The organism is Pseudolysinimonas sp. (assembly GCF_044239695.1).
Taxonomy (GTDB): domain Bacteria; phylum Actinomycetota; class Actinomycetes; order Actinomycetales; family Microbacteriaceae; genus Pseudolysinimonas_A.
Window position 1 is genome coordinate 1 of record NZ_JBIIAW010000010.1, and the last position, 24,747, is coordinate 24,747.

Consider the following 24,747-nt stretch of genomic DNA (forward strand, 5'->3'; position numbering starts at 1 on the left):
ACCGCCCGCACGACTCTTTTTTTGTTGTGCGCGCTGCTCGATCTTCGGGGGAGTTTCGAGGTGTTCGTTCGGCGGCGGCTGAAGGCGACGACGACCGGATGCTCAAGTCGGTGACCGTGACTGACTAGTTAGGTCCGCTTTAGCCAAAAAGGCGACCGTCAGAGCCAACTATTGCGGGACGCTCCCTGCGACTCTCATCGCAGACAAAGGAGTTGGCGTGACCGTTCTGCACCAATCGGCCGTGAGCCTCGCGGCGGCGATCCGCACCCGCGAGATCTCGTCGGTCGAGCTCGTCACCGAGGCCATCGAGCGGCGCGACCGGTTCGATCCGCAGCTCAACGCGATCATCTGGCGCGACGACGAGACGTCGCTCGCCGACGCGCGGGCGGCCGACGCCGCTGTCGCGCGCGGCGACGACCTCCCTCCGTTCCACGGCATCCCGCTCCCCATCAAAGAGCTCACCTGGGTGGCCGGGCAGCCCGGCACGTTCGCCTCGCTCGGGGTGAGCGACGCTCCGCGCGAGCACAGCGATATCGTCGTCGACCAGCTGCGTCGCGCGGGCTTCGTGCTGTTCGGGCGCAGCAACTCGCCCGAGGCCGGCCCGATGTCGGTCACCGAGAACCAGCGCTTCGGGGTCACCCGCAACCCGTGGGACCCGCGGTACTCGCCGGCCGGTTCCTCGGGAGGTGCGGCGGTCGCGGTCGCGGCAGGCTACACGCCGGTCGCCCACGCCAGCGACGGGGGCGGGTCGATCCGGATGCCGTCCTCCGCGACCGGACTCGTCGGCCTCAAGCCGTCGCGGGGCCGAGTGCCGACGCTCATCCCGAGCTGGGAGCACTCGATCACCGACGGCGTCATCACCCGGCACGTCGTCGACACCGCCGCGATCCTCGACGAGCTCTCGCGCGTCGACCGCCGTGCCGTGTATACCGCCCCGGCCCCGCAACGCCCGTTCGCCGCCGAGATCGGCGCTCCGACCGGGCGCCTCCGCATCGGGCTGCTGCTCGACGCCCCCAACGGCGTTCCGGTCGACCGCGAGGCCCGGGTCGCCGCCGAGAAGCTGGCGACCGCGCTGGAAGGACTCGGCCACATCGTCGAGCCCGCGCGCCCGCAGCTGTTCAGCCTCGAGGCCGTCATGGGTTTCCTCGACGTCATCGTCAACGCGTGGTTGTGGGCGACCCCCTACGACCAGCCCGAGCTGGCCGAGCCGTACATCGCGGCGCGTCGCCGCCGAGCCACCGAGTTCGGGGCTGCCGACTACGCGATCGCCGCCGCGCGGCTCTATGCCGAGACGGCGCCGGTCGCCGCGCAGTGGGGGCGCGACTTCGACGTTCTGCTCACCCCCACGATGGCGGCCCCGCCGCCGCTCGTCGGCACGGTCCTCGCTGAAGCCAACGACGACTTCGCCGGCCCGCGCGTCGCCGAGAACCAGATGGTGGCCTTCACCGCGTTCTGCAACATCGCCGGCCTTCCCGCGATCTCCCTCCCCGTCCACACGTCCGACCTCGGGCTGCCCATCGGCGCACAACTGGTGGGCGGGCCGTTCGGCGAGGCGGAGCTGCTCCGACTCGCCTCCTCCGTCGAGGAGCACTTCGGGTGGACCACCCGGATTCCCGACGGCTACCGATAACAGCACCCCCACCCATCCAAGAGAAAGTCGAAGACGAATGAATCTCTCCCACCCCCGGCGCGCAGCGAAGCGCGCCCTGATCGCCGCGTTCGCCGGCGTCGTGCTCACCCTCGCCGGGTGCAGCGCCCCCGCCCCGGACGTCACCGACGACGTCGCCGGTGACGTCTCCGCCGAGGTGCAGGCCAACGTCGACTCCGCGTTCGCGGGAACGTCCGGGCCGCTGCCCGAATCCTCGCCCGCCGTCTCGCCCGACCACGACGTCTGGGTCGTCTCGGCGTTCCAGCAGGTGAGCGGTCTGGCGAAGATCGCCGAAGAGATCCAGGCCGGCGCGGAGGTGCTCGGCTGGACCGCCGGCGTCTGCGACGGGCAGAACGACCCGGGTGTCTGGTCGACCTGCATCCGTCAGGGCGTCGCGGCCGGTGCCGACACGCTCGTGCTCGCCGGCGTCGACTGCGGAGCGACCAAGCAGGCGCTCGTCGAAGCCAAGGAGGCCGGCGTCACCGTCGCGGGCATCTCGGCGTTCGACTGCTCCGACCCGACGCAGGGCGGATCCGAGTCGCTGTTCGACGTCTCGGTGCAGTACGGCGAGGACTTCGCCGACGTCGCCGACTACTTCACCCAGGTGGGCAAGCTGCGGGCCGACTACCTGATCTCGGCGACGGGCGGCACCGCGCAGGTGCTGCACGTCGCGTTCGCCGGCGTCGCGATCGGCGACTACATCGCGCAGGGCTTCACCGAGGAGCTCGCCACCTGCGCGGGCTGCTCGATCGTCGGCACCGTCACGATCACCCCGCCGGACGTGCCCAACCTGCGCACGATGTTCGAGACCGGGTTCCTCCAGGCGACCGACGCGACCGCGGTCGTGACCGACCTCGACTTCATGCTCTCGCTGGGCGTGCAGCAGGCGCTCGAAGCCTCCGACCTCGGCGACGTGACGGTGCTCGGCGGTGAGTGCGTCGTCGACACGATCGCCTTCATGCGTGCCGGCGGCGGCGTGCAGGCCTGCATCGGATTCTCGAACGGCCGGGCCGCCTGGTCGCTGCTGGACGGGATCAACCGGTTCTACAACGGCGAAGAGCCCGTGCCGTCGACGATCGGCTGGCAGATCTACGACGCCAGCAACGAGTCGGACTGGCCCGCCGAGGGCGAGCCGTTCGAAGGACCCGTCGACTACCGTGAGGGCTACTCCGCGCTCTGGGCGGCCGCGGGCTGACCGAGAGACCGTCGCACATCGTGACTGATCCGCATCAGGGTGACCCGGAGCTCGTGCTCCGGGTCACCCGGCTGTCGAAGACCTACGCGACCCGCGTCGTCGACGAGGTCGACTGGGTCCTGCGTCCCGGTCGCGTCCACGCGCTCCTGGGTGGCAACGGGTCGGGCAAGTCGACCCTGCTGAAGATGATCGCGGGCGTCGTCGCCCCGGACCCGGGTGGCGTCATCGAGCTCGGCGGCGTTCCGCACGCGAGCGTCGACTACGGTCCGGCCACTGCGGCCGCCGCCGGGCTGCGGTTCGTCCACCAGGATCTCGGTCTCGTCGACGACCTCTCGCTCGCCGACAACTTCGCTCTCGCGACCGGCTACCCGCGCACACGCCTCGGCGGCATCGACGACCGCGCGCTCGCGCGCCACGTCGGCGCCCAGCTGGAGCGCCGGGGGCTCGCGCTCGACCCGCGCCAACCGGTGCGGACGCTCCGGCCGACCGAGCGCACGCTGGTCGCGATCGCCCGCGCGTTCGACGGGGTCGACTCCGAGTCCGCCACGCTCGTCCTCGACGAACCGACGGCGAGCCTGCCGGTCGACGAAGTGGCCCACCTGTTCGCGACGATCCGCGAACTGCGCGAACTCGGCCACAGCATCGTCTTCGTCAGCCATCGACTCGGCGAGGTCGCCGAGATCGCGGACGACGTCACCATCCTCCGCGACGGGTCCGTCGTCGGGGACGGCCCGATCTCGGAGTTCTCCGAGAAGCGGATCGTCGAACTGATCGCCGGGCACACCCGCGACGAGGCGCCCGCCCGGGCCGCAGCGCCCGCGGCGTCCACCTCGCCCGTACTCTCGGTGCGCGGGCTCAGCGCCGGGCCGCTCCGCGACCTCGACCTCGACGTGCGGCCGGGGGAGATCGTCGGGGTGGCCGGCCTCGTCGGCTCGGGTCGCTCGTCGCTCCTCCGCGGGATCTTCGGTGACCTCCGAGCTGCCGGGACGGTATCGGTCGACGCGGCCCTCGTCGCGAACAGCACCACGGGCGCCTCGGTCCGCGCGGGGATCGCCCTCGTCCCCGAGGATCGTCAGCGCGACGCCGCCTACCTCGATCGCCCCGTGTGGGAGAACCTCTCCGCCGTCATCCTGAAGCGCTACCGCCGCCTCGGCCGGCTGTCGTCCCGCCGCGAGCGGGCCGACGCCCCTGCGGCGATGGCGGAATTCCGGGTGCGTGCGCCGTCCGCGGGCGTTCCGCTCGCCGCCCTCTCGGGTGGCAACCAGCAGAAGGTGATCGTGGCCCGCTGGCTGCGCGCCGACCCGCGCGTGATCCTGCTCGACGAACCCACCCAGGGTGTGGATGCCGTCGCCCGCGACGAGATCCACGTGCTGATCCGCGGGGCCGCCGAGCGCGGGGCCGCCGTCGTCGTGGTCTCGAGCGACCTCGAAGAGCTCGAGCAGCTCAGCCATCGGGTGATCGTGCTGCAGGGCGGCCGCATCACCGACGACCTCCGCGGCAGCGACGTGCGCCGCGAGACCATCACCCACTCCATGCATGAGACCGGAGCCTGAGCCCGTGACCCACCCGACCCCCCTCCCCGCCCGTCCCGGGATCGCCTGGCGCACGCTCATCGAGCGGTATGCGCTCGTCGTGCTCGTCGTCGCGCTCATCGCCCTGTTCGCCCTCCTGCCGGCGTCGGGAGAGGTGTTCGCGAGTCCTCGGAACATCCGCGCGCTCATCGCCAACCAGGGGGTGCCGCTGCTGATCGCCGTCGCGGCGGTGTTCCCGCTCGCGGCCGGCTACTTCGACTTCTCCGTCGGGGCGGTCGCGGCCTCCTCCTCGGTCGTGACGGGTGCCGCGCTGTCGCACTTCGCGGTGCCGCTGCCGGCGGCCATCGTGCTCGGCATCCTGTTCGGCACGATCGTCGGCACCGTGCTCGGCCTCCTCATCGCCTACGCCGGCGTCAATCCGTTCATCTCCACGTTGGGGGTCGCGACCCTGCTCGGCGGCGTCATCTTCGCCTACACGGGAGGGCTGCGCATCAGCTCCGGCATCCCCACCGAGCTCACCGACATCGGATCGCGGGACTGGCTCGGCGTGCCGCGCGTCATCGTCGTCGCGGGGCTGGTCGCGCTCGTCGCCTGGTGGATCCTGTCGCAGACGGTCTTCGGACGCCGGCTCTACGCGGTCGGGTCGAACGCGCGCGCCACCCATCTGCTCGGGGTCGACGTGCGGCGCACCCAGCTGCTCGCCTTCGTCGCGTCGGGCACGATCGCCGGAATCGGCGGAGTGCTGCTGCTCGCCCGCAACGGCGGCGCGACCTCCGACAATGGGATGATGATGCTCTTCCCGGCGCTCACCGCGGTGCTGCTCAGCACGATCGTGATCGATCTCGGGCGCCCCTCGGTGCCCGGGGTCGTCGTCGCGATCCTCTTCATCGCGGTGACCGTCAGCGGACTGACCCTCGTCGGGACGCCGTCCTGGGTGAACCAGGTCTTCAACGGGGCGGCCCTCCTCATCGCGGTCGCCTTCGCCCGCCTCGCCCGGCGGCGGTCGGCGCCGACACCGAAGAAGGCGACGGCGTGACCGACGCCGGAGCCGGCTCACCGCAGGGGGAGTCGCCCGAGCACCGCGAGGTGCTGCTCTACGGCTGGCTCGCGTCGGATACCGCCGTCGGCGACCGTCCGCAGGACACCTCCGACGCGATCCTGGTGCGCACCGAGGGCCCCGGCCCCCGGATCGAGCGCCAGTTCCGGATCGGCACGCTCGATGTCGCGATGGTCGTCGGCGAGGCGGTCGACGTGGAGCCGCTCCCGACGGCGCGGCGCTGGCGCGGGGTCGTGCTGGGCTTCGTCCTCGACGGCGATCTCACCGTCAGCCAGGGCGGGCACACCGTACGGCTCGGTGCCGGCGGATTCGCCTTCTACACCGGGGCGCAGCGCTACCGCATCACCTCGCCCGGACACCACGAGTACCTCGTGGTGCGCATCCCGACGGCGTCGATCGCGCTGCGGCACAGCTCGTTCGCCGATGTCATCGCCACCGACCTCTCGGCAGTCCCCTCCGCCCACGTGCTGCGCGGGATCCTCGCGGCGCTCGCCCGCCCCGACTCCCAGCCGTCGATCGCGGCGAGCGCCCACCTGGGCGACGCGGTGGTGGCGGCGGCCCACGCCGTGATCGCCGACGCGCGGGTACCCGGGACCGCGACCGCGATGTCGCTGTTCAATTCGCTCGTGATCTGGGTGGAGGCGAACCTCTCCGACCCGGATCTCTCCGCCGAACGCCTCGCCGCGGCCCACTTCCTGTCGCCGCGCTACGTGCGCCGGGTGTTCGCGACGAACGGCACCACGGTCTCGGCGCTCGTGCGGCAACGGCGGCTCGAACGGATCCGTGACGACCTCGTCGACCCCCGACTGGTGCGCGTCCCGATCGGCACGATCGCCGAGCGCTGGGCGATCCCCGACCCCGCCGCCCTCAGCCGCGCGTTCTCCCGCCAGTTCGGGGTGGCGCCGCGGCGATATCGCATGCTCCACCTCCTGCAAGGGCAGGAGGGTTCCGACGACTGGGCGCCCGTCGAGGTGCCGACCGACTCCACGGAGGTCTCGCGATGAATCCCGTCCTCGAGCTGCGTCTCATCGCCCGTCTGCGGGTGGGCATCGGAGAGTTCCTGGAGGCGGGGGAGGTCCCCGACGGGCGGCGGCGGGTGATCCCGATCGGCGCCGGCACCGTCGACGGACCCGAGCTGTTCGGCGAGGTGCTCCCGCTCGGCGCGGACTGGAACCTCGTGCGCGCCGACGGGTCCGAGACGGTGTCGGCCCGGTACGTCATCCGCACCCGCGACGGCGTGCTGCTGTCGGTCGCCAACGATGGCGTCATCACGGATCGTCCGGCCGGCCGGCTGGGAATCACGTCGCTGAAGATCGAGGCTCCGCGGGACGGCGACTACGCCTGGCTCAACGACGCCGTCCTGGTGGGCAGCCTCGGCGTGGATGACGGTCCGTCGGGGGTCGTGATCATCCTCGAGTACTGGTGCGCCGTCGCGGGCTGAGGTCGCGCCGCCCCCGCGAACGGCGACAATAGGGGAATGACCGATCTCCGGCTCGCCATCGTCGTCCTCGCCGCCGGACAGGGGACGCGGATGAAGTCGTCCCGCCCGAAGGTGCTGCACGAGCTCGCCGGAGTCCCGCTGCTCGGGCACGTGCTCGCCACCGCCCGGGAACTTTCCGCCGCCCATGTGGTCACGGTCGTGCGGCACGAACGCGACCTGGTCGCCGCCGCGGTGGCCGAGTTCCTCCCCGGGGCGATGGTCGTCGACCAGGACGACATCCCCGGAACGGGCCGCGCGGTCGAGGTCGCGGTGTCCGCGCTGCCCGACGACTTCGATGGTGACGTCGTCGTCGTGTCGGGCGACGTGCCGCTGCTCGACGCGGGCACGATCGCCGGCCTGCTCGAAGCCCACCGGCGGGCGACGGCGGCCGCGACCCTGCTGTCGGCGATCGTGGACGATGCGACCGGCTACGGGCGGGTGGTCCGGGATGCCGATGGTGGCCTCAGCCGCATCGTCGAGCACGGCGACGCGACCGACGACGAGCGGGCGATCACCGAGGTCAACTCCGGCACCTACGTCTTCACGGTGGCCTCGCTGCGGGCGAACCTCCCCTCATTGGCGGCGCAGAACGCCCAGGGCGAGCGCTACCTCACCGACGTCATCGGGATGCTGCGCACCGCCGGTCGTCCGGTCGAAGCCGTGCCCGCTCCCGACGCCTGGGTGGTCGAGGGCATCAACGACCGGGTGCAGCTCGCGCGGGCCGCCGCGCGGCTCAACGCGATGATCGTGCGCGGCTGGCAGCTGGCCGGCGTCACGGTGCACGATCCGGCGACCACCTGGATCGACCTGCGCGCGACGCTCGCCGAAGACGTCGAGCTGCTGCCGAACACCCACCTCGCGGGGGCGACCACCGTCGCTCGCGGTGCCCGCATCGGCCCCGACACGACCCTGCTCGACTGCGAGGTCGGGGAGGATGCCGTCATCAAGCGTGCCGACGCGACCCTCGCGGTCATCGGCGCGAAGGCGACCGTCGGGCCGTTCGCCTACCTCCGCCCCGGCACCGAGCTGGGCGACGGCGGCAAGATCGGCACCTACGTCGAGACGAAGAACGCGAAGATCGGCGCGGGGGCGAAGGTTCCGCACCTCTCGTACATCGGCGACGCGACGATCGGCGAAGGCACCAACATCGGCGCGGGGGCGATCACCGCCAATTACGACGGCGTGAACAAGCACGCGACGACGATCGGCGCCCATGTGCACACCGGAACCCACAACTCGTTCGTCGCCCCGGTCACGATCGGCGATGACGCCACGGTCGGGGCCGGTACCGTCGTGCGCCGCGACGTGCCCGCGGGGGCTCTCGCGGTGAGCGTCTCGCAGCTGAAGTTCGTCGAAGGCTGGACCGCCCGCCACCACGAAGCCGCGGTCGCGGTGAAAGCGGCGGCGGCGAAGGCCGCGGCGCAGGCGGAGTCCGCAGCCGATGCTCAGGAGTGACCGGGACGACGCTCAGGGGACCCGGTAGGCTGGAGTCCCAAGGGCGAGGAGCAAAGCCGTGTCGGCCATCAAGATCACCGGTGAGAAACGTCTCGTGATCGTGAGCGGCCGGGCGCATCCCCAGCTCGCCGAAGACATCGCCCAGGAGCTCGAGTCCGAGCTGGTCCCGACCGAGGCGCGCACGTTCGCGAACGGCGAGATCTACGCCCGCTACGGTGACAGTATTCGCGGCGCCGACGTCTTCGTCATCCAGTCGCACACCGCTCCGATCAACGAGTGGATCATGGAGCAACTGATCATGATCGACGCGGCGAAGCGGGCGAGCGCCAAGCGCATCACCGTCGTCGCCCCGTTCTACCCGTACGGCCGTCAGGACAAGAAGGGTCGCGGACGCGAGCCGATCTCGGCGCGGCTCGTCGCCGATCTGTTCAAAGCGGCCGGCGCCAACCGCATCATGAGCGTCGACCTGCACGCCGCCCAGATCCAGGGCTTCTTCGACGGCCCCGTCGACCACCTGTTCGCCATGCCCGTGCTGCTCGAGCACTTCAAGGCGAAGCTGGATGCCGACACCCTCACCGTCGTCTCGCCCGACATGGGGCGGGTGCGCGTCGCCGACATCTGGAGCGACAAACTCGGCGCGCCGCTGGCCATTATCCACAAGCGTCGCGATCCGCTGGTGCCGAACCAGGTCAGCGTGCACGAGATCATCGGACCCGTTGCGGGCCGCGTCTGCCTCATCGTCGACGACATGATCGACACCGGACGCACGATCGTGAAGGCCGCCGAGGCGCTCAAGAAGAACGGCGCCCTCGGCGTCATCGTCGCCGCGACCCACCCGATCTTCTCCGACCCGGCGACCGAGATCCTGCAGAGCGAGTTCATCGACTCCGTCGTCGTCACCGACACGTTGCCGATCCCGGCGGAGAAGCGGTGGGATCGTCTCACGGTGCTGCCGATCGCGCCGCTCATCGCGCGGGCGATCCACGAGGTGTTCGACGACGGGTCGGTCACCTCGATGTTCGACGGCGCCGCCTGAGCTATCGGCCCCAGGCGCTGCGCGGAGCGGTGACGACATCCACCGGGGTGTAGTGCCAGTGGCCGCCCCAGGCGTAGTGTCCACCGGCCCACGGTGAGGCCCAGATCGCGTACTCGATCGTCGCGGTGTCGGCGGAGGCCGCGAACCCGGCGGCGATGTCGCGGTACCCGCTGCTCGTGGTGAGCGCCTTCGCGACGACGCGGGCCGATTCGTCGAGGCTGGAGTAGGACGCGAAACCGCCCATGCCGATGTTGAGGGGGTTGTTGCGGCGGTACCAGTCGTCGGCGCCGTTCTCCTGCCGCATCCACCGGGTGATCACGGTGACGTTGCTGTCGGTGACCGGCCAGCCCGCGTAGACGAGCACGAGCTTCGCCCAGTCGTGGTTGGTGCCTCCCGCGATGAACGTCTCAGGGCCGGGCGTCGCGCCGAACGCGTCGCGGGCGGCCGGGAGCGCGCTGATCGCGGCGAGGTCGGCGTGCCGCGGGTTGACGACGAAGTCCTGCGCGTTCTCGGCGGCGTAGTCGGCCTGCTGCTCGGCGATCGACGGCGGCGCGGCGAGGGGGGCCATCGCGAGCAGACCCACGAGGATCAACGAGCCTCCCGTCATGCCGAGGGCGTGACGGTTGAGGTGCGGGGACGGCGGTTTCGTAGCGAATGACATGCGCCGGTGAGGCTAACAGGCGGTTCCCGGGGAAACCTGGGGAGCCGCGGGGCTTCCCGGAGAACTCTCAGCCCGGGATGAGGCCGAGCGAGCCGAGCAGCACCTCGTCGCCGCCGAACTCCCGCGCGTAGCAGTACCACGACGGGCCCGCCGGGCCGGCGATCTCGAACCGGATCACCGGGTCGGCGTCGATCGGGTCGGTCGCGCGGGAGCACAGCGCCTCGGCGGTGCGCGCCTGCAGCGCGATCGTCGCGGAGAGGCTCGGCAGCACGAGCCCGAGCACGCCGAGCACGATCGTCACCCGCATCACGCGCATCGTCATCGGATGCCGCAGCGGCTTGCCCTCGCTCGGCACGTAGCCGCGGAGCTCCGGGGGATCGTCGTCGTGCGCCATCGTCCCTACTCAACCACTCGTTTCCCGCCGCTCGGTACGATGCCCGCGTGACCGATGCCGCCCCCGAGACTCGCAGGGGGAACGCGGGCGAGGTCTTCCTCGCGTTCCTCCGGCTCGGACTCACCTCGTTCGGCGGCCCGATCGCCCACCTCGGCTTCTTCCGTACCGAGTTCGTGGAGCGTCGCCGGTGGATCGACGAACGCGGCTACGGCGAGCTCGTGGCGCTGAGTCAGTTCCTGCCGGGGCCATCGTCGAGCCAGGTGGGGTTCGCGCTCGGGCTGCTGCGCGCCGGTCCGCTCGGTGCGCTCGCCGCCTTCAGCGCGTTCACCCTGCCGTCCGCGATCCTGCTCGTGCTGTTCGCCTTCGGGGTCTCCTGGTTCGACGGGCCGCTGGCCCAGGGCGCGCTCAGCGGTCTGCTGGTCGTCGCCGTCGCGATCGTCGCGCAAGCCGTGGTCGGGATGGCGCGCACCCTCACTCCCGATCTGCGGCGCGCGCTGATCGCCGTCGGGGCACTCGTGCTCGTCGTCGTCGTGCCCGGCTCGCTCGGCCAGATCGTCGCGATCCTCGCGGGGGGAGCCGCGGGGATGCTGCTGTGCCGCGCCACCCCGGACGCCGCAGTCGAGCCCGCGACGTTCCGGGTTCCGCGCTGGGCCGGGGTCGTCGCCCTCTCGACGTGCGCGATCCTGCTGACCGGCCTGCCGATCCTCGCCGCGCTCGTCCGGTCTCCCGCCGTCGCGCTTCTCGACGCCTTCACCCGCGCGGGAGCCCTCGTCTTCGGCGGCGGTCATGTCGTGCTGCCGCTGCTCGAAGCGGAGGTCGTCGCGCCGGGCTGGGTCGGGTCCGACGATTTCCTCGCCGGGTACGCGGCGGCGCAGGCGGTGCCCGGCCCGCTGTTCACCTTCGCGGGCTACCTCGGCGCCCTCGCCGAACCGGGGCCTGGCGGCGTGGCCGGGGCCGCTCTCGCCCTCGTCGGCGTCTTCCTGCCCGGCTTCCTCCTCCTGGTGGGCGTGCTGCCGTTCTGGGACGCCCTGCGCCGCCGCCCGGGCGCCCAGGGATTCATCCGCGGAGCGAGCGCCGCCGTCGTCGGCATCCTCGCGGCGGCGCTCTACGACCCGGTCTTCACCACCGCGATCGTCGACGGGCCGACCTTCGCGCTCGCGGTCACCGCGTTCGTGCTCCTCGTCGTCGCGAAGGCTCCGCCGTGGGCGGTCGTGCTGCTCGGGGCGGTCGCCGGCGTGCTGGTCGGGCTCGGCTGACGTCGCCGTCCCGCTCTCGGCTACCGCGGGACGGCGTCGAGGAACTCCTGCACGATGCGACCCACGAGGCCGGGACGCTCGCGCACCAGCATGTGCGAGGTCGCCGGCACGATCGCCAGCTGCGCGCCCGGGATGCTGCGGTGGATGAGAGCCGTGTGCTCGGGCGCGATGATGTCCCGGTCGCCGGCCATCACCAGCACCGGCAGGTCGACGGTCGCGAGGCTCGCCGGATCGATGGCCGGTTCCGTCTCCCACATGTGCAGGATGCGCGCGCCCACGACGTCGGCGTGCTCGGGGCCGTCGGGGGAGAGCTCGGCGTATTCGAGCGAGACCCGCTCCGACTCGGCCGCGGGCATGGCGGCGGCGTGGTCCTCCTCCGGCCGGTAGACGTCGTCGCCCGGGCGGAGGTTGCCGCTGATGTGCACGAGCGATCGCACGCGGTCGGGATGGGCGAGCGCGAGCAGCATGCCGATGTCGGCCCCGTCGCTGAACCCGAGAACGTGCGCCGACGTCAGCCCGAGGACATCCATCAACGCGATCGTGTCGGCGACCCCGTCGTCGTAGTGGAACGGTCCGGGCCGGTCGGGGGTGCGGCCGTGACCGGGGCGCTCCGGTGCGTGCACCGCGTAGCCGGAGAGCTGCTCCGACAGTTCGCGCATGACCTCGGCGGAACAGAAGCCGCCGTGGAGGAAGATCACGGGCTCACCCGATCCGGTCACGTCGTAGTAGGCGGAAACGCCGTTCAGCTCGGCAAAGGCCATGTGCTCAGTCTCCCCCGGGTTCTCCGTGGCCGGCCACGTCGGATCTGCCCATCGCGAAGTCGGGCCATGTCGATCGGAGCAGGGTCCGTTCAGGCCCAGGTCACCGTGCCGCGGGCGAGAACGCCGCCCGCGGACGACACCGCCAGAACCTCGCTCGACCCGTCGGCGCGTGACCCCTGGAGGCGGAAGCCGCGGTCGACGAAGATCGGGGCGACGGCGCGGAACCGGAACGCCGCGACGGTGCGGTCGTCGTGGCGGCGGGCGGCATCGAGCAGCAGGATGCGAGTCAGCGGCCCGTGCACGAGGAGGTCGTCGAGGCCTTCGACCCCCCTCGCCCAGCTCCGGTCGTAGTGCACGAGGTGGGTGTTGAAGGTGAGCGCGGAGAAGCGGAACAGCTGCCGCGCATCGAGGGCCGCGTCCTCGGTCCAGTCGGCCGAGGGGGGCGCGGGCTCGACGCGTGCGGGCGGCGCGTCCGCGTCGGCCGCCTCGAGGAAGACGTCGTGCCAGGTGCTCGCGATCGCGACCTCGCCGTCGATCAGGTACTCGCGCTCGGCGTCGGCGAACACGAGTCGCCCCGCGCGGCCGGTCTTCTCGACGATCGATCCCGCGCGCGCCTCCTGGGCGATCTCGGCGCCGAAGCGCAGCGGGCGGTGGAAGACGGTGTCCTCGCCCGCGTACAGCCGCCGCGGCAGGTCGATCTCGGGAAGGATGCCGTCGCGGGCGGGGGTGCCGTCGGGGCGGAGGTCGGCGAACGGCACGTCGAACGGGAAGGTCAGGCCCTCCCAGCCCGGGGGCAGCTCGCCGCCGTCCACCGGCTCGGCGGCCGTCGGGGCGAAGGTGCCGCGGTAGAGCGCGGCGGCGCGGAGGTCGAGTCTCTCGGTGCGCATCCGGTCCTTCCTTCAGCGGTCAGGCCACGCCTGCGGCCGTGAGGGCCGTCGCGACGCGGGACGGCAGCGGACGCCCGAGCGTGCGGGACATCCACTGCGTGACCCGCACGAGCGCCTCGAGGTCGATGCCGGTCTCGATGCCGAGCCCGTGCAGCAGCCAGACGAGGTCCTCGGTGGCGAGATTACCGGTCGCCCCCTTCGCGAACGGGCACCGGCCGAGGCCGCCGGCCGAACTGTCGTACTCCAGCACGCCCGCGCGCAACCCGGCCTGCACGTTGCCGAGCGCCTGGCCGTAGGTGTCGTGGAGGTGCAGGGCGAGGCGCTCGCGCGGGACCCCGGCGGCCGCGGTGAGCTCGACGACGCGGTCGACGTGCGCCGGGGTGCCGGTGCCGATCGTGTCGCCCAAGGCGACGGTCGACGCGCCGGCCTCGTGCAGCCGTGCGGCGAGGGCGGCGACGCGGTCGTGGGCGACCGGGCCCTCCCATGGGTCGCCGAACGACATCGAGAGGTAGGCGCGCACCGGGATGTCGGCGTCACCCGCCGCGGCGATGACCTGTTCCGAGATGGCCAGCGAGCCCTCGATCGTGGTGTTCAGGTTGGCGGCGGCGAAGCTCTCGGTCGCGCTCGCGACGACGGCGACCTCGCGGATGCCGGAGGCGAGGGCGCGGTCGAACCCGCGCAGGTTCGGCACGAGCGCGATCTGCCGCACCCCGGCGGTGGGGCCGAGGCCGGCGACGACCTCTTCGGCGTCGGCGAGCTGGGGAATCCAGCGCGCCGGCACGAAACTCGTCACCTCGACGGCGCCGAGCCCCGTGGCGGCGAGTCGCCGGGCGAACTCGGTCTTCACCTCCGGGGGCAGGATCTCGGGTTCGGCCTGGAGGCCGTCCCGCGGGCCGACCTCGTAGACGCGCACGCGGCTCGGCAGCGCGGCATCCGCCACCGGCTGCGGCGCCGGATGCCAGGCGGCCGCCTCGCTCACCTGGCGGCCCGCAGTTCGGCCAGCACTTCCTCGGCGTACTCGAGGCGGATGCGCTTGTCGGCGACGATGCGCTCGGCGACGTCGGCGATCTCGTCGGGCCTCGCGCCGGCCGACGCGGCGATCGTGCGCGCATGCAACGTCATGTGGCCGCGCTGGATGCCTTCGGCCGACAGGGCGCGCAGGGCGGCGAGGTTCTGGGCCAGCCCGACGGCGGCGACGATCTCGGCCAGTTCGCGCGCCGTAGTCACTCCGAGCAGCCGTACCGCCGCCTGGGCGACGGGATGCGCGCGGGTCGCCCCGCCGACGAGGCCGACCGCGAGCGGCAGCTCCATCGTGCCGACCAGGTGGCCGTCCTGCCCCAGCTCGTAGTGGGAGAGGGCCGTGTACCGCCCGTCGAGCACCGCGTGCGAGTGGGCGCCGGCCTCGACGGCGCGGGTGTCATTGCCGGTCGCCAGCACGACGGCGGTGATGCCGTTCATGATGCCCTTGTTGTGGGTCGCCGCCCGGTAGGGGTCGGCCTCGGCGAACGCGCTCGCGTGCACGATGTCGGCGACCACCTGGGGTCCGCCGAGCAGCTCTCCGTCGAACACCGCACGCACCCGAGTGAGGCGCTGGTCGGCCTTGTTGCTGAGGATGCGCAGCAGCGACCGGCCGCCGGCGAGCTCGCCGATGCGCGGGGCGAGCGCCTCGGCCATCGTGTTCACCGCGTTGGCGCCCATGGCATCCCGCACGTCGACGTGGAGGTGGGCCACCAGATGCACGCCGGTGCGGGTCGGCAGGACGCGCACCCGCAGGTCGATCGGGCCGCCGCCGAACCTGACCAGCACCGGATCGCAGGCGGCCGCCGCGGCGAGCAGTTCGTCGCGGGCCTCGAGCAGTCGCAGGCGGCCGGCTTCGGGGTCGACGACATCCACGACCTGGATCTGGGCGATCATCACGTCGCCGGTCGTCGAGGTGTGGAAGCCGCCGTGCACGCGGGCCATGCGCGCGGCGTTCGACGCAGCGGCGACGACGCTCGGCTCCTCGGTCGCCATCGGCACGAGGTGGTCGCGGCCGTTGACCGTGAAGTTGGTGGCGACGCCGACCGGCACCCCGATCAGGCCGACGACGTTCTCGATCAGATGGTCGGCCTGCTCGAGCGTGAGGCCTGCCGCGGGGTCGAGAGCGCTGAGCGCGCCGGCCTCGAGTTCCGCACCCTCGGCGACGCGCCGCCGGCGCTCGAGCGGGTCGGAGTCGCGCAGCCCCGAGAGTCGGCTGTTGATCGGCACGGGCGCTCCTCCACGGTCGTGTCAGCGCGCACTCCCTGGTACGCGTCGGTTCACCCTACGAACGGGGTGCGCGTGGGCGTATGGGCGCATCCTCCACGCTCTCGGCGAGACCATGTGCGGATCGAACGCCGCCTCTCGCGGCACCGTGCGCCGCGGTCAGGAGGGGGTGGTCGGACGGAGGAGCCGCTCGCGGAGGTCGTCGAGGCGCACGGCGATCCCGATGCGGAACAGCCGCTCGTCGTCGCGCCAGTCGTCGCCGAGCACGCGGTCGAGCCGTTCGAGGCGCTGCAGGATCGTGTTGGTGTGAAAGTTGAGGGCGCGCGCTGTCCGTGTGGGGCTCGCGTTGTTGCGCACGAACGCCCTCAGTGTGCCGAGCAGATCGGTGCCACGATCGGCGTCGTAGGTGCGCACGGCGCCGATCGTGTCACGCAGGAACCCCGACAGGGTGCTCGCGTCGGTGTCGAGCACCGCCGAGTACGGCAGGTAGTCGTCGGTGCTCGTCGCCAAGTCGTCGATCTCGAGCGCCGCCAGCAGCCGGGCGGTGCGCATCGCGACGATGAACGCCGCCGGCAGCGTGCCCGGTGCCGCCGGCGGGATGACGGCGAGCACGGGACGCTGAATGGCGTGCGCCACGCGGGCGCGGAACTGCTCGGCGTCGACCGGCGAGCGTACCGACGAGTAGGCCGCGACGACGAAGCCGCGGTACTCGCCGACGAGGGCGCGGTCGTCGAGGAACGGGCCGATCGCGCGAGCGGCCGCCGTGCGGTGCTCGCCCGGGACCGCGAACAGTAGAAGGGCATCGAGTTCGTCGATCGCGACGCCGATCCGCCGGGCACGCCGCTCGACGTCGGCCCGGCGCTCGGGCACGTCGTCGAGGAGGTCGGCGACGAGTTCGCTCTGCACGCGATGGTCGGCGCCGGCGATCGCCTCCTGCTGCAGCGCGAGGAGCGCGCCGACCTGCGCCGCGCGCTCGATCGTGCGGAAGTCGACGGCACCGAGCTCGAACTCGCCGTCGCCGAGCAGCACCGCCCCGAAGTCCTGGGACCCCGCGGTCAGCGCGGCGACGGCGCGGATCCCGCCCGGGTCGGTGATCGGAACGCAGTGACCCGAGCGCCGGCTCTCCGAGATCGCGCCGCGCACGGCATCCGCGATCTGCAGCATGCCGGGGGCGAGCGGGAGCCCCGCGGCCGCGAGAACCTGCTCGCGGGCGTCGACGATCGCGACCGTGCGACCGAGCGCCGAGGCGAGTGTCTCGGCAACCGGCGAGAAGCCGCCGCCGGCGAGCACCGCCTGCACGAGTTCCTGGTGCACGGTGTTGGCGCGATCGCGTTCGGCGATGTGGCCGGTGAGCCGCTCGAGCGCCTGCCGCGTCTCGTCCTCGGACTCGCGCAGCTCGCGCAGGGTCTGCGCCGTCTGAAGCACCACGGAGGCGTGGTCGGCGAGGGCGGAGAGCAGCGCGATCTCCTCCGGGGCGAAGGCGTAGGCCTCGCGGTTGGCGACGAACAGCACGCCGAGCACGTCATCGCCGGAGAGCATCGGCACCCCGAGCATCGAGACGAGACCCTCGGCGGCGACGGCGTCGTCGATGCCCTGGTCGTGACGCTCCTGCTCGTACTCGGCGTAGCGGGTGACCGACTGCGGCGTGCGGGTCTCGACGACGACGCTCGCGAGCCCCCGGCCCGGCGGAACCCGGAGGTGCTGGAACTCGGCGCTGACCGTACCGGCTGTCTCACGCACGCGCAGCTCGCGGGTCGCGGCGTCGAACTCGGAGAGGTAAGTGACGTCGCCGCCCATCATCTCGTGGGCGCGCTGCACGAGCCGGGCCAGCACGGCGTCGGTGTCCCGCAGCTCGGCGAGCTCGCGCGCGCTCGAGAACAGCGCCGACAGTTCGTGCTCCCGGCGGCGCAGGCGGGTGTGCTCGGCGCGGGCCCGGTGCGCACGCTCGGCGAGGTCGGTCGCGGCGACGCCTTCGAGGCCCAGACCTTCGAGGGCGTCACCGACGGCGGTGGGGCCGACGACGGCGTCGATGAGGGCGCTGATCGCCGTCGCCTGCTCGTCGTCCGCCACGCGGAACCCTCTCGTCACGTCGGTCTCGGGCGACCGTCGTTCCTCAGCGTGCCTCATGCGCGGTTCATTCCTCAAGCCGAGGAGGCGGAGGAATGTCACACGACTCCGGCGGGAGCATGTCCGGAACCACCATCCCCGGTCGTCCGCGCGAGCGCCTAGCTTGAAGGAGTGCCTGTCAACGCGCTTCCGCTCGGCCTGCCCGGCCTCCCGACCCGTCCGGGCGCGCTCGCCGGCGTCGTCGTGCTCGACCTGTCGCGCGTGCTGGCCGGCCCGTACTGCGGCAAGATGCTCGCCGACTTCGGCGCGACCGTCATCAAGGTGGAGAACCCGCGGGACGCCGACGTCTCCCGGGGCTTCCCGCCGTACCTGAAGGCCGGCGACGACGAACTCAGCGGGTACTACACCCAGTACAACAACGGGAAACTGGCGATCACCCTCGACTTCGCGACCGATGGCGGGAAGCAGGCGCTGCTCGACCTCGTCGCGCACGCCGACATCGTGATCGAGAATTTCCGCCCCGGCACGATGGCGAAGCTCGGCCTCGGCTACGACGTGCTCGCGGCGGTCAACCCGCGCCTGGTCTACACGGCGATCTCGGGCTACGGGCAGACCGGATCCCGCAGCCGGCGCCCGGCCTTCGACAGCACGGCCCAGGCGGCCGGTGGCCTGTGGTCGATGAACGGCGAGCCCGACGGCATCCCGACCCGGGTCGGCGTCACGATGGGCGACCTCGCCGCGACGCTGTTCGGCATCACCGGCACCCTGCTCGCCCTGCGGCACGCCGAGGCGACGGGGGAGGGGCAGCTCGTCGACGTCGCCCAGGTCGACAGCGTGATCGCCCTCACCGAGTCCGCGGTCGTCGACTACACGGTCGACGGCAAGATCGCGCGGCCGACCGGCAACGCGCACAGCTGGGTGCGGCCGTACGAGCTGTTCCCGTGCGCCGACGGGCACGTGTTCTTCGGCGCCTACACCGACAAGCTGTGGCGGGATGCCTGCGCCGTGTTCGGGCAGCCCGAACTCGCCGACGATCCCGAGATCGACACGATGCGCAAGCGCTTCGATGAGCAGACCTACCTCCGGCGCGTGCGGCCGATCGTCGTCGAGTGGTTGTCGCGGCACACCGGCGCCGAGCTCGAGGCGATGGCGAGCGACGTGCTGCCGATCACGCTCGTGCGCACGATCGACCAGGTGGTCGACGACCCCGGCACCGCGGAGCGCGACATGGTGGTGGAGGTCGAGCAGCCCGGCTTCGGTCCGCTGCGGATCTTCGGACAGCCGATCAAGCTCGGGGCGACCCCCGCGGAGCCGGCCCGGCCGGCGCCCGGGTTCGCCGAGCACACCGACGTCGTGCTGCGGGGGATCGCCGGGTACACCGCCGACCAGGTCGCCGGGCTGCGCGCCGCGGGCGCGGTCTGACCCGGGAGACCAGATGACGTCGCTGCTGCTGCGGGAGGCCCTCCTCGACACCGGGTCACCGGCCGACGTCCTGCTGAGCGACGGGGTGATCGCCGCGATCGGCGCCCCCGGAACCGTCGACGCCGCGGGCGCCGAGGAGGTCGCTCTTGGCGGCCGCTACCTCAGCCCGGGACTGTGGGATGCGCACCTGCACTTCACCCAGTACGTCATCCAGCGCCGGCGGTTCGACCTCACGCGCGCCCGGAGCGCGGCCGAGACGCTCGACCTCGTGCGCGCCGAACTCCGCGCCCACCCGCGCGACCCGGGCGAGGTCTTCGTCGGCTACGGCTTCCGCGACGGAACCTGGCCCGATGCACCGACCCGGGAGGGCATCGACGCCCTCGGGGCGAACGTGCCGGTCGTGCTGATCAGCGGCGACCTGCACTGCGCCTGGCTCGACCGCACCGCCCGCGAGCGCTGGGGCATCGAGACGGATGCCACCGGCCTCGCCCGCGAGAACGCCTGGATCAACGCGGCGAAGAATCTCGGCGAGGCCGAGGCGCTCACCGACGAGGCGTTCCGCGAGGCGGCGCTCGCCGCAGCCCGCCGCGGCGTCGTCGGCGTCGTCGAGTACGAGCACGCCGACAACCTCCGGGACTGGCCCGCTCGGGTCGCCGCGGGTGTCGACCTGCTGCGGGTCGAGGCCGCCGTCTGGCCCGACCGGCTCGACGAGGCGATCGCGCTCGGGGTGCGCACGGGCGACCCGCTCGACGTCGCCGGGTCACCGCATCCCGGGCTCGTCCGGATGGGGCGGCTCAAGGTCGTCGTCGACGGTTCGCTGAACACGCGCACCGCGCTGTGCTGGGACCCGTACCCGGCGGCCGGCGCCGACCACGGGCATCCCTACGGCATCGCGAGCGTGCCCGTCGACGACCTGCGCGAGCTGCTGATCCGCGCCCGGGAGGCCGGCATCGAAGCCGCCGTGCACGCGATCGGCGACCGCGCCAACAGCGACGTTCTCGACACCTTCGAGAGCCTGCGGATGCGCGGGATCATCGAGCACGCGCAACTGGTCGCCGAGCGCGACTTCCCGCGATTCGCCGCCCTCGGGGTGATCGCGAGCGTGCAGCCTGAGCACGCGATGGACGACCGCGACGTCGCCGACATCCACTGGGCGGGGCGCACGGGACGCGCGTTCGCGTTCGGGTCGCTGCTCGCCGCAGGGGCCGAGTTGCGGCTCGGCTCGGACGCCCCCGTCGCCGCGCTCGACCCGTGGATCTCGATCTCCGCCGCGACCACCCGCGCCCGCTCCGGGCGAGCCCCCTGGCACCCCGAGCAGATCATCCCGTTCGAGGTCGCCCACGCTGCGTCCGTGCGCAGCCGGGTCGCGGTGGGAGAGGTCGCCGACCTCGCCGTCCTCGATCGCGACCCCGCTCTCCTCTCCGGCGAGGAGCTGCGCACCCTGCCGGTGGCGGCGACGCTGCTCGCCGGGCGCTTCACCTGGAACGCGCTTTAACGTTCCCGACATCGAGAGGTCCGCCATGCTGCCGAGCGAACTGAGCCGGGTCGATCTGGAGGGCCTCCGCGTCCGCCTCGGGACGCCGGAGGCGGCGACGACGCAGAAGATCTCGGACGCCCTCGACGACAACTGTCTCGCGTTCCTCGCGCACTCCCCCTTCTGCGTGCTCGCGACGGCGGCGGCCGACGGCGGCTGCGACAGCTCCCCGCGCGGCGACTATCCCGGTTTCGTGCGAGCGCTCGACGACCGCACCGTCGTCATCCCCGACCGGCTCGGCAACAGGCTGGCCGACTCGTTCACGAACATCCTCGAGAACGGGCACGTCGGGCTGCTCTGCTTCGTGCCCGGGATGATCGAGACGCTGAGGATCAACGGCACGGCCTTCATCACCGACGACCCGGCCGTGCTGGCGATGCTCGAGCAGGATCACGTCGTGCCGCAGCTCGCGATCGTCGTGCAGACGGAGCAGGTCTACCTGCACTGCGGCCGGGCACTGCTGCGCTCGGGGCTCTGGGATGCCGAGATGCAGGATCTCGCCGCCGAGGTCCCGAGCGCCGGCACGATCTGGGCCGCGATGTCGGGCTGGGATGCCGACGTCGCCCAGGTGATCGACGAGGCGAGCATCACGGGCTACCGGACGCTGTACTGATGCGCGACCGCACGGGCATGATGCCCCTCGTCGTCCGCGACGTGGTGCGGGAGACACCGTCGATCGTGACGATCCGGCTCGAGCATCCCGACGGCCGGGTGCTTCCGTCGTGGGAGCCGGGGGCGCACATCGACGTTCAGCTGGTCACCCGGCACGAACGGCAGTACTCGCTGTGCGGCGACCCCGCCGACGTGCGGGCGTACCGCATCGCGGTGCTGCGCGAAGAGCTCTCGCGCGGCTCATCCGCCTACGTGCACCGCTTCCTGCGGGTCGGCAGCACCGTGCATGTGCGCCCGCCCCGCAACCTGTTCCCCCTCGGCCCCGCCGACCGCTATCTGCTGCTCGCCGCCGGCATCGGCATCACCCCGATCCTCGCGATGGCGCGGCACCTCGCGGTCGCAGCCGCCGACTGGCGGATGATCTCTCTCGCCCGACGGCGGGACGACGTCGCGTTCGCGGCCGAGCTGGCGGGCTTCGGCGAGCGCGTGAGCGTGCACCTGAGCGGCGAGCAGGGCCGGCTCGACCTCGGCGCCGTGCTGGCCGGACTGCCGACCGGAACCGACGTCTACGCCTGCGGTCCCGGCGGGTTCACGGACGAGCTCACGGAGCGAAGTGCGGCGCTGCCGCCCGGGGTGCGGCTGCACCTCGAGCGCTTCGAGCCGCGGCGGCAGGCGCACGGCCCCGACGAGGCGTTCACCGTCGCCTGCGCCCGGTCGCAACTCCGGGTCGAGGTTCCCGCTGACCGCCCGATGCTCGGGACGCTCCAGGGCGCCGGTCTCGATCTGCCCGGGTCCTGCTTGCGCGGCGTCTGCGGATCGTGCGCCGTGACCGTCCTGGATGGTGTTCCCGATCACCGGGACTCGCTCACGGCCGATCCGTCGTCGACGACGATCTACCCCTGCGTGTCGCGTTCGCTCACGCCGGAGATCGTGCTCGACCTCTAGGCCGACCAGACCTTCTCTCCGGCGATCCACGTCTCCGCGACCCGTACGGTCGAGATCTCGGCGGCGGGGACGCTGAAGATGTCGCGATCGAGCACGACGAAATCGCCGGCGGCGCCAGGCGCCAGCACACCGACCGCGGCGTCGAAGGCGACCAGCCGGGCGGCGCGCGAGGTGTACAGCAGGAGGGCCTGTTCGACCGACACAGCCTCCGCCTGACCGATGTCGGAGCCGTCGTGCGCGAGACGCCGCACGGCGGCCTCCACCGAGACGAACACGTCGTCGGCGTCGTGCCACGCGGTCGCCGGGCGGTCGGACGACAGTGCGAGCGGCAGGGTCGACGCGAACAGCGACTTGATCGGATACGCAACCTCGGCCTGCTCCGGCCCGAGGTTGCTGCGGTAGGCGGCCGTCTCGGCGAACAGGAAGATCGTGTGCGTCGCGATCCCGAACCCGACCCGGGCCCCGGCGATCCGCGCGAGGAGGCCGGGGCTCACCAGCGTCGCGTGCTCGAACCGCACCGACGGGATGCCGGCGAGCCACGGCTGTTCGTCGCCGATCAGGTCGACCACGTGATGCAGGGCCCGGTCGCCCATCGCATGCACCGCGAGCTGCACGCCGTTGCGCCGCGCCCAGCCCAGAGCGGCGCGCAGCTCGTCGTCGGTCAGGGTCGGGATGCCGTGCTCGTGCGAGTCGGGGTAGGCGTCGTCGACCCACGCGGTGCGGTTCGAGAAGGCGCCGTCGACGAGCACTTTGCACCCCGCGATGCGCACCGGCCCCTCGGCGTCCCCGGGCGCGAGGTCGGGCAGGTCGGGCGACCATCCCGGGTAGAGCGCGGCGCGCGGCCGGAACCCCAGGTCGCGGGCCGCGCGGAAGGTGGCGACCGGGTCGGGCACGAACGTCGACAGCAGGTCGCAGATCCCGGTGATGCCGTGGGAGAGGAAGTGCTCGTCGAAGCCGGCGAGCCGGCGGGCGTACTCGGGCCCGCCGGGATCGGGCAGGTGCGCCGCCACCGCGTCGACCGCCGCGATCTCGGTGAGCACGCCCGTCGGGATGCCGTCGGCATCCCGTTCGAAGCGCGCCCCGGCCGGGTCTGGGGTCGCGGCGGTGATGCCGGCGATCTCGAGCGCCCGGGTGTTGGCCGACGCGGAGTGGCTGTCGCAACGCCAGACGAGCACAGGCTGCGTCGTCGACACGGCGTCGAGGTCGTGCCGGTCGGGCACGCGACCCTCGGGGAAGACGGCGTCGTCGAAGCCCGACCCGAGGATCCAGGCGTCGGCACCGTTGCCCACGGCGGGGTGGGAGCGCAGCAGCTCGAGCAGCCCGGCGAGCGAGGTCACCGCGGGCGGCAGCAGGTCGAGGAACTCGGTGCGCGTCGCCATGACCGCGGGATGGGTGTGCAGGTCGAGCAGTCCGGGCAGCACCGTGCGCCCGCCCAGGTTCGTCGACGGCTCTCCCGCGACCTCGGCGGCGTCGCCGACCCAGGTGACGAGCCCCTCCTCGATGCGGAGCGCCGAAGCCCGATCGTTCTCGTCGCGGCCCGTGAAGACGACCGCGTTGGTGAAGAGGGTCATCCGACGCGCACCCGTGGGTCGAGGATGCCGTACACGAGGTCGACGGCGACGTTGAGCAGCACGACGAGGAAGGCCGCGAAGAGGGTGAGCCCGACGATGGCCTGCACGTCGACGAACGACACCGACTCGATGAGCAGCGACCCCATCCCCGGGATCGCGAACACCCGCTCGACGATCACTGCGCCGCCGAGCAGGGCGCCGAGGTCGAGGCCGAAGACCGTGATGACCGGCAGGAGCGCCGTGCGCAGCCCGTGGCGGGCGACGACGCGACTCTCGCGCAAGCCCTTCGCGCGCGCGGTGCGGATGTAGTCCTGCCCCAGCACCTCGAGCATCTCGCCGCGGGTCAGCCGCGCGTAGACCGCGGCGTACACGAAGGCGATCGCGATCCACGGCAGCACGAGCCTCCGGAACCACTCCACCGGGGAGTCCTCGAACGGGATGTAGCCCGAGACCGGCAGGAGTCCGAGCCAGAAGCCGAAGACGAGGATCGCGAGCACGCCCGCGAGGTACACCGGCGTCGAGACCCCGGTGATCGAGAAGAGCATGATGCCGCGGTCGACGATCGTGTTCCGCTTGAGCGAGGCGAGCAGGCCGCCGGCGACGCCGAGGATCAGGAACAGCACCGCGCCGCCCACCGCGATCGACGCGGTCGCCGGGAACCGCGCCGCGATGAGGTCGGTGACGGTCGCGTTGAGCCGGAACGAGTAGCCGAAGCACGGCGCGTCGCACACCGTGGATCCGCCGGTGCCGAAGGATCGCCCGAACACGATGCCCTTGAGGAACTCGCCGAGCTGCACGAACCAGGGCTGGTCGACGCCCATGTACTCGCGGATCTTCACGAGGTCCGCCTCGGAGCACGGTCGGCCGCAGGCGAGCCGCGCGGGGTCGGAGGGCAGCAGGTAGAAGATCGCGAAGGTCGCGACCGCGATGAACAGCAGCACGACGAAGACGCCGGCGAGCCGGAACGCGATGTACCGAGCGAGCTTCATG

22 protein-coding genes are annotated in these 24,747 nt (G+C 72.2%); 13 read left to right on the forward strand and 9 right to left on the reverse strand.

What is annotated here, in order from left to right; translation table 11 throughout:
- The first annotated feature begins 217 nt into the window (after window positions 1–217).
- From ACILQS_RS02930 to ACILQS_RS02965, 8 genes are read left to right on the forward strand one after another with little or no spacing between them, the layout of a single operon-like run.
- The gene (locus ACILQS_RS02930) at window positions 218–1,630 is read left to right on the forward strand and encodes an amidase (protein ID WP_395638603.1); all 1,413 of its coding nucleotides are present in this window, start codon (window positions 218–220) and stop codon (window positions 1,628–1,630) included.
- A 37-nt stretch (window positions 1,631–1,667) separates the two neighbouring features.
- Window positions 1,668–2,843, forward strand: a complete 1,176-nt coding sequence (locus tag ACILQS_RS02935; protein ID WP_395638604.1) for a sugar ABC transporter substrate-binding protein — start codon at window positions 1,668–1,670, stop codon at window positions 2,841–2,843.
- 20 nt (window positions 2,844–2,863) lie between these two features.
- Window positions 2,864–4,396 (forward strand): sugar ABC transporter ATP-binding protein, encoded by a 1,533-nt coding sequence (locus tag ACILQS_RS02940; RefSeq protein WP_395638605.1) that lies wholly within the window; start codon window positions 2,864–2,866, stop codon window positions 4,394–4,396.
- A 4-nt stretch (window positions 4,397–4,400) separates the two neighbouring features.
- Entirely contained in the window at window positions 4,401–5,411 is a 1,011-nt protein-coding gene (locus tag ACILQS_RS02945) for an ABC transporter permease (protein WP_395638606.1), read from the forward strand.
- Window positions 5,408–6,436, forward strand: coding sequence for an AraC family transcriptional regulator (locus ACILQS_RS02950; RefSeq protein WP_395638607.1), 1,029 nt, complete (start codon window positions 5,408–5,410; stop codon window positions 6,434–6,436). Before ACILQS_RS02945 ends, ACILQS_RS02950 begins: the two co-directional genes overlap by 4 nt.
- Complete coding sequence (locus ACILQS_RS02955) at window positions 6,433–6,873, forward strand: DUF3237 family protein (protein ID WP_395638608.1); 441 nt, start codon at window positions 6,433–6,435, stop codon at window positions 6,871–6,873. The genes ACILQS_RS02950 and ACILQS_RS02955 overlap by 4 nt, the downstream gene beginning before the upstream one ends.
- Window positions 6,874–6,909: 36 nt before the next feature.
- On the forward strand, window positions 6,910–8,367 hold the full coding sequence (gene glmU, locus ACILQS_RS02960) for a bifunctional UDP-N-acetylglucosamine diphosphorylase/glucosamine-1-phosphate N-acetyltransferase GlmU (RefSeq protein ID WP_395638609.1): 1,458 nt from the start codon (window positions 6,910–6,912) through the stop codon (window positions 8,365–8,367).
- Between the two features lie 58 nt (window positions 8,368–8,425).
- Window positions 8,426–9,403: a ribose-phosphate diphosphokinase gene (locus tag ACILQS_RS02965; protein WP_395638610.1), complete on the forward strand. Its 978-nt coding sequence runs from the start codon at window positions 8,426–8,428 to the stop codon at window positions 9,401–9,403.
- Between the two features lies 1 nt (window position 9,404).
- Here ACILQS_RS02965 and ACILQS_RS02970 read toward each other — a convergent pair whose 3' ends face one another.
- Both ACILQS_RS02970 and ACILQS_RS02975 read right to left on the reverse strand, forming a co-directional pair.
- Window positions 9,405–10,064 (reverse strand): hypothetical protein, encoded by a 660-nt coding sequence (locus tag ACILQS_RS02970; protein WP_395638611.1) that lies wholly within the window; start codon window positions 10,062–10,064, stop codon window positions 9,405–9,407.
- Between the two features lie 67 nt (window positions 10,065–10,131).
- Entirely contained in the window at window positions 10,132–10,458 is a 327-nt protein-coding gene (locus ACILQS_RS02975) for a hypothetical protein (RefSeq protein WP_395638612.1), read from the reverse strand.
- Window positions 10,459–10,505: 47 nt separating this feature from the next.
- On the opposite strand from ACILQS_RS02975, the gene chrA reads away from it, so the two are divergent.
- Entirely contained in the window at window positions 10,506–11,714 is a 1,209-nt protein-coding gene (chrA, locus tag ACILQS_RS02980; protein ID WP_395638613.1) for a chromate efflux transporter, read from the forward strand.
- A 20-nt stretch (window positions 11,715–11,734) separates the two neighbouring features.
- Here chrA and ACILQS_RS02985 read toward each other — a convergent pair whose 3' ends face one another.
- The 5 genes from ACILQS_RS02985 to ACILQS_RS03005 form a co-directional block, all read right to left on the reverse strand.
- Window positions 11,735–12,475, reverse strand: a complete 741-nt coding sequence (locus ACILQS_RS02985; RefSeq protein WP_395638614.1) for an alpha/beta fold hydrolase — start codon at window positions 12,473–12,475, stop codon at window positions 11,735–11,737.
- A gap of 89 nt (window positions 12,476–12,564) precedes the next feature.
- A complete protein-coding gene (locus ACILQS_RS02990) occupies window positions 12,565–13,362 on the reverse strand; it encodes a MaoC family dehydratase N-terminal domain-containing protein (RefSeq protein WP_395638615.1) in 798 nt (265 codons plus the stop codon).
- A 19-nt stretch (window positions 13,363–13,381) separates the two neighbouring features.
- Window positions 13,382–14,341 carry a hydroxymethylglutaryl-CoA lyase gene (locus ACILQS_RS02995; protein ID WP_395638616.1) on the reverse strand — a complete coding sequence of 320 codons (960 nt, stop codon included), beginning with the start codon at window positions 14,339–14,341 and terminating at the stop codon, window positions 13,382–13,384.
- Window positions 14,338–15,609: a hydroxymethylglutaryl-CoA reductase, degradative gene (locus tag ACILQS_RS03000; RefSeq protein ID WP_395638617.1), complete on the reverse strand. Its 1,272-nt coding sequence runs from the start codon at window positions 15,607–15,609 to the stop codon at window positions 14,338–14,340. The genes ACILQS_RS02995 and ACILQS_RS03000 overlap by 4 nt, the downstream gene beginning before the upstream one ends.
- Window positions 15,610–15,765: 156 nt before the next feature.
- On the reverse strand, window positions 15,766–17,676 hold the full coding sequence (locus ACILQS_RS03005; protein WP_395638618.1) for a helix-turn-helix domain-containing protein: 1,911 nt from the start codon (window positions 17,674–17,676) through the stop codon (window positions 15,766–15,768).
- Window positions 17,677–17,844: 168 nt separating this feature from the next.
- Here ACILQS_RS03005 and ACILQS_RS03010 point away from each other — a divergent pair, with 168 nt between their 5' ends.
- Genes ACILQS_RS03010 through ACILQS_RS03025 form a run of 4 tightly spaced genes read left to right on the forward strand, consistent with a single transcriptional unit; the run spans window position 17,845 to window position 22,186 of the window.
- Window positions 17,845–19,095 carry a CaiB/BaiF CoA transferase family protein gene (locus tag ACILQS_RS03010; RefSeq protein ID WP_395638619.1) on the forward strand — a complete coding sequence of 417 codons (1,251 nt, stop codon included), beginning with the start codon at window positions 17,845–17,847 and terminating at the stop codon, window positions 19,093–19,095.
- Between the two features lie 13 nt (window positions 19,096–19,108).
- Window positions 19,109–20,590, forward strand: a complete 1,482-nt coding sequence (locus tag ACILQS_RS03015; protein ID WP_395638620.1) for an amidohydrolase — start codon at window positions 19,109–19,111, stop codon at window positions 20,588–20,590.
- 25 nt (window positions 20,591–20,615) lie between these two features.
- On the forward strand, window positions 20,616–21,242 hold the full coding sequence (locus ACILQS_RS03020; RefSeq protein WP_395638621.1) for an MSMEG_1061 family FMN-dependent PPOX-type flavoprotein: 627 nt from the start codon (window positions 20,616–20,618) through the stop codon (window positions 21,240–21,242).
- A complete protein-coding gene (locus ACILQS_RS03025) occupies window positions 21,242–22,186 on the forward strand; it encodes a PDR/VanB family oxidoreductase (RefSeq protein WP_395638622.1) in 945 nt (314 codons plus the stop codon). The genes ACILQS_RS03020 and ACILQS_RS03025 overlap by 1 nt, the downstream gene beginning before the upstream one ends.
- Here ACILQS_RS03025 and ACILQS_RS03030 read toward each other — a convergent pair.
- Together ACILQS_RS03030 and ACILQS_RS03035 are read right to left on the reverse strand one after the other, a co-directional pair.
- Window positions 22,183–23,757 carry an amidohydrolase gene (locus ACILQS_RS03030; protein WP_395638623.1) on the reverse strand — a complete coding sequence of 525 codons (1,575 nt, stop codon included), beginning with the start codon at window positions 23,755–23,757 and terminating at the stop codon, window positions 22,183–22,185. The genes ACILQS_RS03025 and ACILQS_RS03030 overlap by 4 nt on opposite strands.
- Complete coding sequence (locus ACILQS_RS03035; protein WP_395638624.1) at window positions 23,754–24,746, reverse strand: ABC transporter permease; 993 nt, start codon at window positions 24,744–24,746, stop codon at window positions 23,754–23,756. The genes ACILQS_RS03030 and ACILQS_RS03035 overlap by 4 nt, the downstream gene beginning before the upstream one ends.
- Window position 24,747: the final 1 nt, after the last annotated feature.

Excerpts from the sequence above, each read along its gene's own strand:
- ACILQS_RS02935 (WP_395638604.1), top strand. The coding sequence starts at position 1,668 with ATGAATCTCTCCCACCCCCGGCGCGCAGCGAAGCGCGCCCTGATCGCC.
- ACILQS_RS02955 (WP_395638608.1), top strand. The coding sequence starts at position 6,433 with ATGAATCCCGTCCTCGAGCTGCGTCTCATCGCCCGTCTGCGGGTGGGC.
- glmU (WP_395638609.1), top strand. The coding sequence starts at position 6,910 with ATGACCGATCTCCGGCTCGCCATCGTCGTCCTCGCCGCCGGACAGGGG.
- ACILQS_RS02970 (WP_395638611.1), bottom strand. The coding sequence starts at position 10,064 with ATGTCATTCGCTACGAAACCGCCGTCCCCGCACCTCAACCGTCACGCC.
- ACILQS_RS02975 (WP_395638612.1), bottom strand. The coding sequence starts at position 10,458 with ATGGCGCACGACGACGATCCCCCGGAGCTCCGCGGCTACGTGCCGAGC.
- ACILQS_RS02985 (WP_395638614.1), bottom strand. The coding sequence starts at position 12,475 with ATGGCCTTTGCCGAGCTGAACGGCGTTTCCGCCTACTACGACGTGACC.
- ACILQS_RS02990 (WP_395638615.1), bottom strand. The coding sequence starts at position 13,362 with ATGCGCACCGAGAGACTCGACCTCCGCGCCGCCGCGCTCTACCGCGGC.
- ACILQS_RS03015 (WP_395638620.1), top strand. The coding sequence starts at position 19,109 with ATGACGTCGCTGCTGCTGCGGGAGGCCCTCCTCGACACCGGGTCACCG.
- ACILQS_RS03020 (WP_395638621.1), top strand. The coding sequence starts at position 20,616 with ATGCTGCCGAGCGAACTGAGCCGGGTCGATCTGGAGGGCCTCCGCGTC.
- ACILQS_RS03025 (WP_395638622.1), top strand. The coding sequence starts at position 21,242 with ATGCGCGACCGCACGGGCATGATGCCCCTCGTCGTCCGCGACGTGGTG.
- ACILQS_RS03030 (WP_395638623.1), bottom strand. The coding sequence starts at position 23,757 with ATGACCCTCTTCACCAACGCGGTCGTCTTCACGGGCCGCGACGAGAAC.
- ACILQS_RS03035 (WP_395638624.1), bottom strand. The coding sequence starts at position 24,746 with ATGAAGCTCGCTCGGTACATCGCGTTCCGGCTCGCCGGCGTCTTCGTC.